A 13,138-nucleotide genomic window follows, 5' to 3' on the forward strand; every position below is an offset into this window, starting at 1 on the left:
TACTTGCTCCTTCAGAATGTAAAAGATTACCTCACTAAAAATCTATTTTAATTGGAGTTCGATGAACTTCGTTTGTAACGAATAGCGGGAAATAGCTCCTACATTACTTCATTAATTGCAATTACAATTATAAAAATTATTTCAAATGCCGTGCTTATATATTGGAAGTGTTTTTCTAATGCTTATATTTGCGCTTCATAAAATTAGAACAATGATTAAGATTACTTTGCCCGACGGGTCAGTTAAAGAGTTTGCACTAGGTGTAACTCCTATGGATGTTGCTAAAAGCATTAGTGAAGGATTGGCTAGAAACGTGATTTCAGCTTCTTTCAATGGTTCAACTATTGAAACAGCTACTCCATTGACGACAGATGGTTCTTTAATCTTATTTACATGGAATGATGACGAGGGTAAAAAAGCGTTTTGGCACTCGACCTCTCACGTTATGGCACAAGCTCTTGAAGAATTCTACCCTGGCATAAAATTAACTCTTGGACCAGCCATTGCAAATGGGTTTTATTATGATGTGGATTTTGAAAATCACAGAATTACTGATGCTGATTTTAAAAAAATTGAAGATCGTGTATTAGAAATTTCGAGAGAGAAACATGAGTTTAAACTTAGACCTGTTTCTAAAGCAGAAGCTCTTGAAATCTATAAAGATAATGTCTACAAAACAGAATTGATTACAAACCTTGAAGACGGAACAATTACTTTTTGCGACCACTCTAATTTCAGTGATTTATGTCGCGGAGGACATATTCCTAATACTGGATTTATCAAAGCGATGAAAATTATGAGTGTGGCAGGCGCTTACTGGCGTGGCGATGAAAAGAACAAGCAGTTGACTCGTGTGTATGGAATTTCGTTCCCTAAACAAAAAGATTTAACCGATTACTTAGAATTATTGGAAGAAGCCAAGCGTCGCGATCATAGAAAACTAGGAAAAGAGTTAGAATTGTTTGCGTTTTCTCAAAAAGTAGGCCAAGGACTGCCTTTATGGCTGCCAAAAGGAGCTGCTTTACGTGATAGATTAGAACAATTTTTGAAGAAAGCTCAAAAAAAGGCAGGTTACGAACAAGTAGTTACCCCTCATATTGGTCAAAAAGAACTGTATGTTACTTCAGGACATTATGCAAAATACGGTGCCGATAGTTTTCAGCCAATTCATACCCCTGCAGAAGGTGAAGAGTTTTTATTGAAACCTATGAACTGCCCACATCACTGTGAAATATACAACAATAAGCCATGGTCGTACAAGGATTTACCAAAACGGTATGCCGAATTTGGAACCGTTTACAGATATGAGCAAAGTGGAGAATTGCATGGTTTAACACGTGTTCGTGGATTTACACAAGACGACGCACATATTTTTTGCACACCAGAACAATTAGACGAAGAGTTTAAAAAAGTAATTGATTTAGTATTGTATGTTTTTAGTTCTCTTGGATTTGAAAACTTTACTGCTCAGATTTCTTTGAGAGATCAAGAAAACAGAGACAAATATATTGGATCAGATGCAAATTGGGAAAAAGCAGAAAATGCAATCATCAATGCTGCTCGCGACAAAGGATTGAATACCGTAGTTGAATATGGCGAAGCAGCGTTCTATGGTCCTAAATTGGATTTTATGGTCAAAGATGCTTTAGGAAGACAATGGCAACTAGGAACTATCCAAGTAGATTATAATTTACCTGAGCGCTTCGAATTGACATATAAAGGTTCTGATAACGAACTACATAGACCCGTTATGATTCATCGAGCTCCTTTTGGTTCGATGGAGCGATTTATTGCCATTTTATTAGAACATACCGCAGGAAATTTCCCTCTTTGGCTCATGCCTGAACAAGCTATTATATTGTCTTTGAGCGAGAAATATGAAAATTATGCAAAAAAAGTTTTAAATCTGCTAGAAAATAACGAAATTCGCGCCCTAATTGACAACCGAAATGAAACTATCGGTAAGAAAATTAGAGAAGCCGAAGTGCAAAAAATGCCATTCATGCTGATTGTTGGTGAAGAAGAAGAAAAAAACGGAACCATCTCTGTACGCCGTCACGGTCAAGAAGGCAAGGGCAATATAACTGTTACGATTGAAGAGTTTGTAAGAATTGTAAACGAGGAAGTTGCAAAAACATTGAAAGTATTTGAAGTTTAATTAAAATAATATAGCCATAGCAATTAGAAACAATAGAGGTTACCAACCTCGAGTAGAAAAAAAAGATGAACACAGAATTAATAATTTTATTCGTGTTCCCGAAGTTCGTCTTGTAGGAGATAACGTTGAGCCTGGAGTTATAAAAACTTCCGAAGCTTTGCGATTAGCAGACCAATTAGAATTAGATTTAGTTGAAATTTCTCCAAATGCAGAGCCACCAGTTTGTAAAATAATGGACTACAAGAAGTTCGTTTACATGCAAAAAAAGCGTGAAAAAGAACTTAAGGCAAAGTCTACTCAAATTGTGGTCAAAGAGATTCGTTTTGGTCCTCAAACAGATGAGCATGATTACGAATTTAAAAGAAAGAATGCTGAAAAATTCCTAAAAGACGGAGCTAAATTAAAAGCATTTGTTTTCTTTAAAGGACGTTCTATTATATATAAAGATCAGGGGCAAATCTTGTTGTTGAGACTAGCTACAGATCTTGAAGAATATGGAAAGGTGGAAGCAATGCCAGTATTAGAAGGAAAGAGAATGATTATGTTCATTGCGCCGAAGAAGAAAAAATAGGCAGTTGTATTCGCAGTTTTCAGACTATGTAATAAGAACAAAGTATTGAAAACCAAATAGTAAAGTAAGTAAGTTAAATATAAATAAATTAGGGAAATTATGCCTAAAATGAAAACCAAATCTAGCGCCAAGAAACGATTCAAAGTTACTGGTTCTGGAAAAATCAAAAGAAAGCATGCTTTCAAAAGTCATATTTTGACTAAAAAATCTAAAAAACGTAAATTAGCATTGACTCATTCAGCGTTAGTTCACAAAACAGATGAGAAAAGCATCAAACAACAATTAAGAATTATATAATTTAGTAACTAGTAATTAGTCGTTGGTAATTGGTTTACACTATTCACTAATCACTTTTTACTAATCACTAAAAATTCTTTAGGTTAAAAAATTATTTAAAATAACCTTGGAGTATGGCTTTAAGTTCTCTTGATTCAATTCGGGACGCCTACTACAAAAAAACAGAAAAATTATGCCAAGATCAGTAAATTCAGTTGCTAAAAGAGCAAGAAGAAAAAAGATAATGAAGCAAGCCAAAGGTTTCTTTGGTCGCCGTAAAAACGTTTGGACTGTAGCTAAAAACGCAGTTGAAAAAGCGATGGTTTATGCCTATCGCGATAGAAAACAGAATAAGAGAAACTTTCGTTCATTATGGATTCAACGTATTAACGCTGGAGCTAGATTAGAAGGAATGTCTTATTCTCAATTCATGGGATTAGTTAAGAAAAACGGAATCGAATTGAACCGTAAAGTATTAGCAGATTTAGCAATGAATCACCCAGAAGCTTTTAAAGCTGTTGTAAAAAAAGTGAAATAAAAACGTTTGTACAATCAATTTAACTTACTTATAAAAGAATCCCAGTCGAAAGATTGGGATTTTTTTTATTCAAAAAACACTCCATTTCTTTATATTCAAAATAAACAAATGAAAATCAGAAGATTATTCCTATTTTTGATTAAATGTTGAAGTGAAAATCTTCCTTTCAAGCAAAATAACATTTACCCTAAATATGATTTTGCTTCATACAAATGCCAAAAAACAGTGATAATTCAATTTCAAAAGGAACAATTAAGTTATGGAGCAACCTATTCAAAAAAGAATTCAATCTATCGATATCCTTCGTGGTATTGTTATGGTAATTATGGCACTCGACCATGTAAGAGATTATTTCCATATTCACGCTTGGACTGACGATCCAATGAATTTAGAAACGACAACACCAGCACTTTACTTTACTCGATATATTACCCATTTTTGTGCACCAACCTTTGTATTTCTTTCTGGTATTTCAATTTATTTGCAAAGTTTACGAAAAACAAAACCTGAGTTGAGTGCGTTTTTAATGAAGCGAGGTTTGTGGCTTATTTTCGTAGAATTAGTCATTGTTTCCTTCGCTTGGTCATTTAATCCCGCTTTCGAACGCTTTCCTCTTGGTGTTATTTGGTCAATTGGAATTAGCATGTTTCTTCTTGGATTGCTCATCAGATTGCCATATAAAGTAGTTTTAGGATTAGGATTACTAATCGTTTTTGGACATAATTTATTAGATTTCCCTGAAGCAGCAACTGGCTTTAATGGTGGATTTTGGTTGGATTTATTCCACAGTAGCAACTGGACTTCTTATCAAATCATTGGGAATCGAAATCTGATTATTGCTTATCCTTTTTTACCTTGGTTAGGGTTAATGATAATGGGATATTGTGCTGGGCAGATTTTTTCACCTCAATTTGATATTAGTAGAAGAAAGCAACTTTTGACTCGAATGGGACTTGGCTTACTACTATTATTTTTGATTTTGCGTAGTATCAATATTTATGGAGATCCTGTAGTTTGGTCACAGCAAAAAAACGTATTGTACACTTTTTTTTCTTTCATAAATATTCATAAATATCCTCCTTCATTATTGTACATGTGTATCACAATAGGCTCTACACTAATCCTATTACCGTATTTAGAAAGACTAGAAAACCGTTTTACCAAAATCACGGTTGTTTTTGGACGTACTGCTTTCTTCTACTATATCTTGCATATTTATTTCATTCACATTTTAGCAATGATTAGTTTTTATGTTCACGGACATACGTTAGCACAAATAGCAGAAGGTGAAAGCATTTTTAAATGGAAATTTGTAGTTCCAGGCGAAGGTTTTGGTTTGATTGGTGTTTATGCTATTTGGATTTTTGTAATTGCATGTTTGTATCCGCTTTGCAAATGGTATGACACCTATAAAACCAATCATAAAGACAAATGGTGGTTGAGTTATTTATAAAAGACTATTTTTTGAGGTAAAATTAATGTAAGCCTTAATTAAAATTATAAAAAAAATTATTCATCTCCCGAAGTATGATGATTAAAATGAGTTAAATTTTTAAAACTATTATTATAGTAAAAAAATAACCTCATAGTATGATTAGAGTCGTATTGATAACCTGAATATTTTTGTTGGTAAACATTCATATATCCGAAGTCAAAACTTAATTTAGAGCTGATATTCTGTTTAATTCCGATAAAAAATCTATTTTGGTCAAAAGTATTGTACACCACTTCTTTCCCAAAATGAATTAAAATTTCATCTGAAATTAACAAAGAAGGCATAGCGATTTTCTTGAAAATAGGAATATTAAAACTAACCAAATAACGAACTCTATCGGTGAATCGATTATCTCCAGTTGGCACATCGTTAGTAATTTTTTCTTGCCAACGTTGTTCATTACGAATTCTCTGTAAAACACTTACATTTCCAATTTTAGAACTCAATTGGGCTTGTTGATATATTCTGTTTTCATTAGAAAAAGTATTCCAACCTTCTTTCGTAGGAGCTAGCCACATATGAGCATAACCCGCCGCTAATAAAACTTTTGAATTGGGCATAAAAGCAACTCCTATTCTAGTAAAATAAAAACTGTCTTGACTAACAAAATCATTCCTTCTCACATGCAAATCCAACAATAATCCCAAATGTTCATTGAATCTGAAATTATTATTAATACTGAACCAAGATTGTGTCTGTTTATTGACTTCTTTCTCTGCATGAACTTGGCCTAAGATAGTTATAGGGAAAAAGATAAAAATTGATATTGCTACATTTTTCAACATCCTTTTAATGTATTTATTTTTAATTATAGCAAAGTAAAGGGATATAAACTACTTGAAGAATGATATAAGTCATTTTTGAAATAATCGCACAAAAATTATAGTTTTAAAAGTGTGTATTGTTTATAAAACTTAGGTATGAGATTACGCTTTGTGATTTATTAAAATCTTCTCACAGCACGAACGTAATAAGTATTACCTTTCGTACTGTAGTAGTTATATCCTGCATCAAAGTACTTATAATAAGCATAATTTGCATCTCTTTCAGTTGAACTCCAATAGATTCCGTACTTAAAACCATTTAAAGACCCTAGTATTGTATTAACAATAAATGCGGCTTTATAACATTCATCCAATTCCCAAATCGAGGGTAAATACCAATCGTTAAATCCACCTCCATTGTATACTTTACAAATAGTTGATGCCTTATCTGCAGAACTATTTTGCGAAACTATAGCATTAGTATTAGAGTTACCATCAACTAAATTAGTTGCTCCAGATGAGGGCACTGCAACATTAACTGTTCCACTCCAAGCAATTAAATTATTATTTATTGAGGTAGCCATATCCATCAATGAAGCAATCAACCCCTTCTCTACTCCGCTCTCTTTCCATACGGCAACAACAATTCCTCCTCCATACAATTCCCCGATGTAATGCGTGAAAGCGCTACCACTGCCTCCTCCTGTTCCTCCCACAGATTTCCAACTTGCTCCATCCCAATAATAAAATCCTGGAGAGTTTACCCCAACAGTTGTTGTCAGATAAACCATCATTCCTTGTTGAGCAGCAGTTGGATTTGTCGCTGGAAAAACATCAATCTTTGGTATGATTAAGCCATCTGTATTCGTTGGATTCGCTTGATCACTAGATTTAATTTCTAACTGTGCATTTGGAGTAGTTGTGTTTATTCCTACTTGAGCATTTAATGTCGATATAACAAAAAATAAAATAAGGAATAAGCTATATTGAATTTTTTTCATCATAATTTTAACCTAAACTAAATCAATCTCTTATCTTTATTTTTATACTTATAACAAATCGACGATGAATTGTTTAATTTATTTTGCAAAAATAGAAAATTTTTATAATTCGAATCAAATTATCATAAATAGTAGATAAAGTGACACTTATATCTGTTTATTCTTACTTTTATGTCTTTAATTTTTTCTTTCTAGCTGCAGGAAACAAGACATTATTTAAAATTAAACGAAAACCAGGAGAATTTGTATGTAAATCAAGTACTGTTGGCTCATCACCAACCCTGTGTTGATAGTCTTCGGGATCGTGTCCTCCATAAAATGTGAACATTCCTTTTCCTTTTTGACCGTGAATATAACGAGCCTCACCATTTAGTTCACAACTCCCCATAACTAGAATATTAGATTTTACTAATTCTGCATCAAAAGAAGTGGTTTGTCCCATAAAGCCCTTAACTAATTGTGTGTGATTCTGACACAACATACTGGGTATCGGATCCCATTTTGCTGAAAAATCCATTAAGGTAAAATAATCTTTTTCAAAAGGAACTTTCCTTTTTTCAGTCATGTCAATATCTGAAAACTCATAATGCTCGGGCTTTCTATCAAGAATAAAATTTTTAAATGCAAAAGTCTTACTGTAATCAATTTTTGATTGATAATCGGCTTGACTTGCATCACCATCAAACATGGCTTCACAAATATCAACTCCCTCAGCAGATAAAGCAATGTCAAAACTATCCGTTGCAGAACACATTGCAAACATAAATCCACCGCCAATAACGAAATCTCTGATTTTTTTAGCAACAGCCAATTTTTCTTCAGAAACTTTTCTATATCCCAACTTTGAAGCAAGGGCTTCTGCCTCTTTTTTTTGGTCTATATACCAAGGAGCATTTCTATACATCCCATAAAATTTTCCATATTGACCTGTAAAATCTTCATGATGTAAATGCAGCCAATCGTATAACAACAATTGGTCACTTAGAACTTCCTCATCATAAATAGAAGTAAATGGAATTTCAGCATAGGTCAAAACCATAGTTACAGCGTCATCCCATGGTTGTTTACCTTTTGGAGTATACACTGCAATTTTTGGCGCTTTTTCTAAAACTACTGCATCCATATTTTGAGAAGGACTGGAAATTTCATGCAAAATAGATTCTTGCTCACCATCAGTCAGAATTTCAAAACTTACCCCTCGAATTTGGCATTCTTTTCGAATTTCGGCAGCATCGGGTAAAAGAAATGAACCACCTCTATAATTTAATAACCAACTGGCTTTATATTGTTTGTCTAAACACCAATACGTAATTCCATAGGCCTTTAGATGATTTTTTTGAGAAGTTTCATCCATAGGCAGGAGAATATAGGATGCCCTTGTAGTGATACTATATAAAATAAGAAGAAAATAAAATAAACTCTTGAAGCGCATTTTTACATTTTAGTGTTGCAGAACCAATTCTAATTACACCTTTTCAAAGATAAAAGTTTAAATGTAAAAAAAATCATAAATAAATTCACTTAAAAGAAGTGGATTACCGATCAAAGATAATTAGAACGGAACATCGCTCTCGTCCTCATCACTATTTAGGTTACTACCAAAAGCTTCGTTTGCAGAAGGCAAATTTTTAGTTATAAATGGATTATCTTCTCGATTCATTTTTGAAGGCAAATCATCGTAACTGCCACCATATTCATCAAGATTGTCAAACTTACCGAGACTACCAATGAATTTTAATCGAATGTTTTCAAGAGAACCATTTCTGTGTTTAGCGATAATAAACTCCGCTTGACCTTGGGTTGGAGACTGCTCTTCGTCGTCCCATTCATCAATTTTATAGTATTCAGGTCGGTATATGAAAGATACAATATCGGCATCTTGTTCAATTGCTCCAGATTCACGAAGATCGGAAAGTAATGGTCTTTTGCTAGAACCTCGTGTTTCTACTGCACGTGACAACTGTGACAAAGCAATGACTGGAACTCCCAACTCCTTGGCTAAAGCTTTTAAATTTCTAGAAATAGTAGAAATTTCTTGCTCTCGATTGCCTCCTCCTTTTCCGTTTCCTCCAGCAGTCATCAACTGTAAATAATCGACTATTATCAATTTTATTCCATGTTGCGATGCCAGACGTCTCGATTTAGCTCTCAAATCAAAAATGGATAGTGAGGGAGTATCATCAATAAAAAGTGGTGCTTTTTCTAAGTTTTTAACTTTTATACTCAATTGTTCCCACTCGTGTTTCTCTAATTTCCCAGTTCTTAGTTTCTCTGATGACAATCCAGTTTCTGATGAAATTAGACGTGTAATTAATTGAACCGAAGACATTTCTAATGAAAATAATGCAACTGGATGTCCAAAATCAATAGCAATATTTCTTGCCATGGAGAGTACAAAAGCTGTTTTACCCATACCAGGACGTGCCGCAATGATTATTAAATCTGAAGGCTGCCAACCAGAAGTTATCTTGTCTAACTTTTCAAAACCTGTAGCAACACCGCTTAGTCCCTCTTTACCCGCTATTTCCTCAATACGTTTTTTAGCCTGAATCACTAGACTTTGAGCAGTTTCTGAACTTCTCTTGATGTTTCCTTGAGTTACTTCATATAATTTTGATTCTGCTTTGTCAAGTAAATCAAAAACATCTGTAGTTTCATCATAGGACTCTTCGATAATTTCTGATGAGATTCGTATTAAACTTCGTTGAATGTATTTCTGTAAGATGATTCTGGAGTGAAATTCAATGTGGGCTGAGGAGGATATTTTTTGTGTGAGCTGAATCAAATAAAAATCACCCCCTGCCAATTCTAATTTTCCGTTCTTTTTTAACTGAGCAGAAACAGTTAATAAGTCTATGGGTTGCGTATCTGTGAATAACTGTACAATAGCCTCAAAAATATGCTTATGAGCCTCTTTATAAAAAGCATCTGCCTGAAGAATATCAATAACCTCATCAACCCCTTTTTTATCAATCATCATTGCACCAAGAACCGCCTCCTCGAGTTCTATAACTTGTGGTGGTAGCTTTCCTTTTTCAAGGTTTATGATAGTAGTTTTATCTACTTTTATTGGGCTGATATTTCTGAAATTTTCCATAGTGCGAATGTATATAAAAAATAAAAAAAATTAGTGTAGAGTTATTAGAAATCCATGTTAACAAATCAGTGTTTTTTGTTTATAAGTAAAAAAAAATCCGAAACCATAGGGCTTCGGATATAGACTTGATTTGTAAGAATTTACTCTTTGAATTCGCCCATCTTACTGTATTTATCCATCCTCTGAGCTACTAATTCTTCTGTTGATAAATCTTTTAATTCATTAAATGCTTTTAGTATGTATTGCTCAACCGTTTTGAAAGTTGTTTCTTTATCATAGTGAGCTCCACCTAGTGGTTCTGGAATAATATCGTCAACTAATTTTTGTTTTTTCATATCTGCAGAAGTCAATTTTAATGCTTCGGCTGCTTGCTCTTTGTATTCCCAACTTTTCCAAAGAATTGAAGAGCAAGATTCAGGAGAAATCACAGAATACCAAGTATTTTCCATCATTAATACTCTATCACCAACTCCTATTCCAAGTGCTCCACCTGAAGCACCTTCACCAACAATTACTGTGATAATTGGTGTTTTCAGTCTGCACATTTCAAATATATTTCTTGCAATTGCTTCTCCTTGTCCTCTTTCTTCGGCTTCTAGACCTGGATAGGCACCTGGAGTATCAATTAATGTGACAACTGGAATACCGAATTTTTCTGCCATTTTCATTAATCGTAATGCTTTACGGTATCCTTCAGGATTTGCCATCCCAAAATTACGTAATTGACGCATTTTGGTATTGATTCCTTTTTGTTGTCCAATGAACATAAACGATTGACCTTGAATTTTACCAAGACCTCCAATCATTGCTTTGTCATCTTTAAAACTTCTGTCACCAAAAAGCTCTAAAAATGTTCCTTTCGTTAAATTAGTAATATGTTCTAATGTATAAGGTCTGTTAGGATGACGAGACAATTGAACACGTTGCCAAGCCGTCAGATTTTTGTATATTTTTCTCTTGGTTTCGTCAAGTTTCTTCTCAATTTGTTTGCAAGTTGTAGTGACATCAACATTGGATTCTTGTCCAATAATTTGACATTTGTCTAATTGGTCAATCAACTCTTTTATGGGAAGTTCAAAATCTAGATATTCCATAGGATGTGTTCGATTTTATTTTGTTTGGAGAGCAAAGATAAAATATAATATTATGAACAAAAGAAAAAAATTAGTTTTAATTGTAAACATTTTACAGAATATACAATTTAGATGCGCCAAAAAAGTGAAAGCCATAATGACTAAAATACTCCCTAAACACTATTTTTTATAGTATTTAATAAGTCCGTTCATAATAACTGTTGAAAGTATAATTAATACCCCAATATAAAACTCAATACTCATCTTTTCTTTGTCTTGAAAAACAATAACTGCCAGAATAATTCCATAAATAGGCTCTAAATTAATGGTTAGCATTACTGTATAAGGACTCAGAAATTTCATCACTTTTACCGATGCAATAAAAGCAAAAGCCGTACAAACAGAACTTAAAATCGTTAAATACATCCAATCGTTAAAGCTCAATTGGAAAAAGTTAGAATTAAAGCCACCAACAAAAAGGAAATAGGCTGATAAAAAAACTACTCCACTCAAAACTTCATAAAAGGATACTATTGTAGGATTGTATAATTTGGCATACTTACTATTAATAACAGAAAAAAGAGCAGATAAAAAAGCTGACGATAGTGCAAACAAGATTCCGTGAATGTAATTACCTTCAACCTTAAAAATAATACCTAAACCAATAATAACAAGAACTCCAAACAGCACTTCATATAAAATAACTTTTCTTCCGTGTAGTAAAGGTTCTAACAAAGATGTGAAAAAAGCTCCAGTTGAGAGACACGCTAAAGTAACCGAAATATTAGAAACCTTAATTGCTTTAAAAAAAGTGAGCCAATGCAGTGTAATTATTAATCCTGCAAAAATAAATCCAATTAAAACTTTTAATGGAATAGCAAACGGAATTTTCTTTATCCAAATGAAAAGAAGTATAAAAACCGAAGCCATTGCCATTCTATACCAAACTAACGGAATGGCGCTAAGCGAAATTAAGGCACCTAAAACAGCTGTAAAACCCCATATAAAAACAATGAGGTGAAGTTGCAGATAACTCTTAACATTATCGCTTGGCATTGCGCAGAAGATAAACAGCTAAACTTCCAAAAACTATATTAGGAATCCAAACCGCAATGATAGGAGGAATAGTTGATTTTTCGGCCATTACTCCAAAAATTTTGTCAAAAAACACAAATGCAAAAGCCAAAAGAATTCCTATTGCTAGATTCATTCCCATTCCTCCTCTGCGTTTCATCGAGGAGACAGCTACAGCTATTATGGTTAAAATAAATGCTGATACTGGAACACTATATTTTTTATATAAAACTGTCAAATAAACATTAATATTGGCATTTCCACGCTTTCTTTCTCTCTCAATAAAATGAATTAAATCAATATAACTCAACGTTTCTGCTACATAAACTGTAGGGGTTAAATCGTCCAAATCAAAACTAAAAATAGCATCCTTTTGTTCAGCTTTTTCAATCAAATCTTCTAATTTGCCCACTGTTCGCTTGGTATATCCAAACATGGTATAAGTGCTATCTTCTGGATTCCACTTAATTCTGTTTGCGGTTATTTTATAATCCAATTGATCCCCTTTAAATTTTTCTAACGAGAAATTAAAGGCTGTTTTAGAAATAGTATTGAAATTACTTACATATATGTATTCGTCATCACTAATTTGTCTAAAAACATCCGAATCCTCACGCATTTTTTCTTGTCCGTTTCCTATCAAGTAAGTATATCTAAAATTGTTATACACCTCATTAGCTTTTGGAGCAAGAAAAAATCCCATAATTAAGGCACTGACTGATACAATTGTTGCTCCAATAATATAAGGTCTTAAAAAACGTGTAAAAGAAATCCCCGAACTTAAAATGGCAATAATCTCAGTATTGTTGGCTAATTTTGAAGTAAACCAAATGATAGAAAGAAATAAAAAAATGGGAAATAAAAAATTGGCAAAATGTATCGTGAAATGAAAATAATAGTTCGCAATCTCAATGAACGGAACTTTATTTTCAATCATTTTGTTTACTTTCTCCGAAACATCAATGATAATCCCAATTGGAATAAACAACAACAACATTACCGAAAAAGTAGCTAAGTATCTTTTGAGAATGTATTTGTCTATTATTTTAAGCATCTTTTTATTTTTATCGTTTTCTGTGAAATAAACGAAT

At 33.1% G+C, this 13,138-nt stretch carries 12 protein-coding genes; 5 read left to right on the forward strand and 7 right to left on the reverse strand.

The window, feature by feature from the left end; translation table 11 throughout:
* Positions 1-211: 211 nt before the first annotated feature.
* The 5 genes from thrS (at position 212) to AC23L6_RS07780 (ending at position 4,996) form a co-directional block, all read left to right on the forward strand.
* Positions 212-2,158: a threonine--tRNA ligase gene (thrS, locus tag AC23L6_RS07760; RefSeq protein WP_487561604.1), complete on the forward strand. Its 1,947-nt coding sequence runs from the start codon at positions 212-214 to the stop codon at positions 2,156-2,158.
* Positions 2,159-2,174: 16 nt separating this feature from the next.
* Entirely contained in the window at positions 2,175-2,729 is a 555-nt protein-coding gene (infC, locus tag AC23L6_RS07765; protein WP_487561862.1) for a translation initiation factor IF-3, read from the forward strand.
* 99 nt (positions 2,730-2,828) lie between these two features.
* Positions 2,829-3,026 carry a 50S ribosomal protein L35 gene (gene rpmI / locus AC23L6_RS07770; protein ID WP_011921545.1) on the forward strand — a complete coding sequence of 66 codons (198 nt, stop codon included), beginning with the start codon at positions 2,829-2,831 and terminating at the stop codon, positions 3,024-3,026.
* A 172-nt stretch (positions 3,027-3,198) separates the two neighbouring features.
* On the forward strand, positions 3,199-3,543 hold the full coding sequence (rplT, locus tag AC23L6_RS07775) for a 50S ribosomal protein L20 (protein WP_298120274.1): 345 nt from the start codon (positions 3,199-3,201) through the stop codon (positions 3,541-3,543).
* A 259-nt stretch (positions 3,544-3,802) separates the two neighbouring features.
* Positions 3,803-4,996: an acetyltransferase domain-containing protein gene (locus tag AC23L6_RS07780; protein ID WP_487561605.1), complete on the forward strand. Its 1,194-nt coding sequence runs from the start codon at positions 3,803-3,805 to the stop codon at positions 4,994-4,996.
* Positions 4,997-5,052: 56 nt separating this feature from the next.
* Here AC23L6_RS07780 and AC23L6_RS07785 read toward each other — a convergent pair whose 3' ends face one another.
* The 7 genes from AC23L6_RS07785 to AC23L6_RS07815 form a co-directional block, all read right to left on the reverse strand.
* Entirely contained in the window at positions 5,053-5,823 is a 771-nt protein-coding gene (locus tag AC23L6_RS07785; RefSeq protein ID WP_487561606.1) for a DUF2490 domain-containing protein, read from the reverse strand.
* A gap of 158 nt (positions 5,824-5,981) precedes the next feature.
* Entirely contained in the window at positions 5,982-6,806 is an 825-nt protein-coding gene (locus AC23L6_RS07790) for an Lcl C-terminal domain-containing protein (RefSeq protein ID WP_487561607.1), read from the reverse strand.
* A 166-nt stretch (positions 6,807-6,972) separates the two neighbouring features.
* A complete protein-coding gene (locus AC23L6_RS07795) occupies positions 6,973-8,235 on the reverse strand; it encodes an asparagine synthetase B (RefSeq protein WP_487561608.1) in 1,263 nt (420 codons plus the stop codon).
* Positions 8,236-8,355: 120 nt separating this feature from the next.
* A complete protein-coding gene (dnaB, locus tag AC23L6_RS07800) occupies positions 8,356-9,900 on the reverse strand; it encodes a replicative DNA helicase (protein ID WP_487561609.1) in 1,545 nt (514 codons plus the stop codon).
* Between the two features lie 140 nt (positions 9,901-10,040).
* Positions 10,041-10,994, reverse strand: coding sequence for an acetyl-CoA carboxylase carboxyltransferase subunit alpha (locus AC23L6_RS07805; protein ID WP_487561610.1), 954 nt, complete (start codon positions 10,992-10,994; stop codon positions 10,041-10,043).
* Between the two features lie 159 nt (positions 10,995-11,153).
* Positions 11,154-12,029: a DMT family transporter gene (locus tag AC23L6_RS07810; RefSeq protein WP_487561611.1), complete on the reverse strand. Its 876-nt coding sequence runs from the start codon at positions 12,027-12,029 to the stop codon at positions 11,154-11,156.
* Complete coding sequence (locus AC23L6_RS07815; protein ID WP_487561612.1) at positions 12,016-13,101, reverse strand: LptF/LptG family permease; 1,086 nt, start codon at positions 13,099-13,101, stop codon at positions 12,016-12,018. The genes AC23L6_RS07810 and AC23L6_RS07815 overlap by 14 nt, the downstream gene beginning before the upstream one ends.
* Between the last annotated feature and the right edge of the window lie 37 nt (positions 13,102-13,138).

Source organism: Flavobacterium sp. R1_16 (assembly GCF_057652095.1).

Bases quoted from the DNA above. Each gene is read 5' to 3' on its own strand.
- rplT (WP_298120274.1), top strand. From the start codon at position 3,199: ATGCCAAGATCAGTAAATTCAGTTGCTAAAAGAGCAAGAAGAAAAAAG.
- AC23L6_RS07790 (WP_487561607.1), bottom strand. From the start codon at position 6,806: ATGATGAAAAAAATTCAATATAGCTTATTCCTTATTTTATTTTTTGTT.
- rpmI (WP_011921545.1), top strand. From the start codon at position 2,829: ATGCCTAAAATGAAAACCAAATCTAGCGCCAAGAAACGATTCAAAGTT.
- AC23L6_RS07805 (WP_487561610.1), bottom strand. From the start codon at position 10,994: ATGGAATATCTAGATTTTGAACTTCCCATAAAAGAGTTGATTGACCAA.
- thrS (WP_487561604.1), top strand. From the start codon at position 212: ATGATTAAGATTACTTTGCCCGACGGGTCAGTTAAAGAGTTTGCACTA.
- dnaB (WP_487561609.1), bottom strand. From the start codon at position 9,900: ATGGAAAATTTCAGAAATATCAGCCCAATAAAAGTAGATAAAACTACT.
- AC23L6_RS07795 (WP_487561608.1), bottom strand. From the start codon at position 8,235: ATGCGCTTCAAGAGTTTATTTTATTTTCTTCTTATTTTATATAGTATC.
- AC23L6_RS07780 (WP_487561605.1), top strand. From the start codon at position 3,803: ATGGAGCAACCTATTCAAAAAAGAATTCAATCTATCGATATCCTTCGT.
- AC23L6_RS07810 (WP_487561611.1), bottom strand. From the start codon at position 12,029: ATGCCAAGCGATAATGTTAAGAGTTATCTGCAACTTCACCTCATTGTT.
- AC23L6_RS07815 (WP_487561612.1), bottom strand. From the start codon at position 13,101: ATGCTTAAAATAATAGACAAATACATTCTCAAAAGATACTTAGCTACT.
- AC23L6_RS07785 (WP_487561606.1), bottom strand. From the start codon at position 5,823: ATGTTGAAAAATGTAGCAATATCAATTTTTATCTTTTTCCCTATAACT.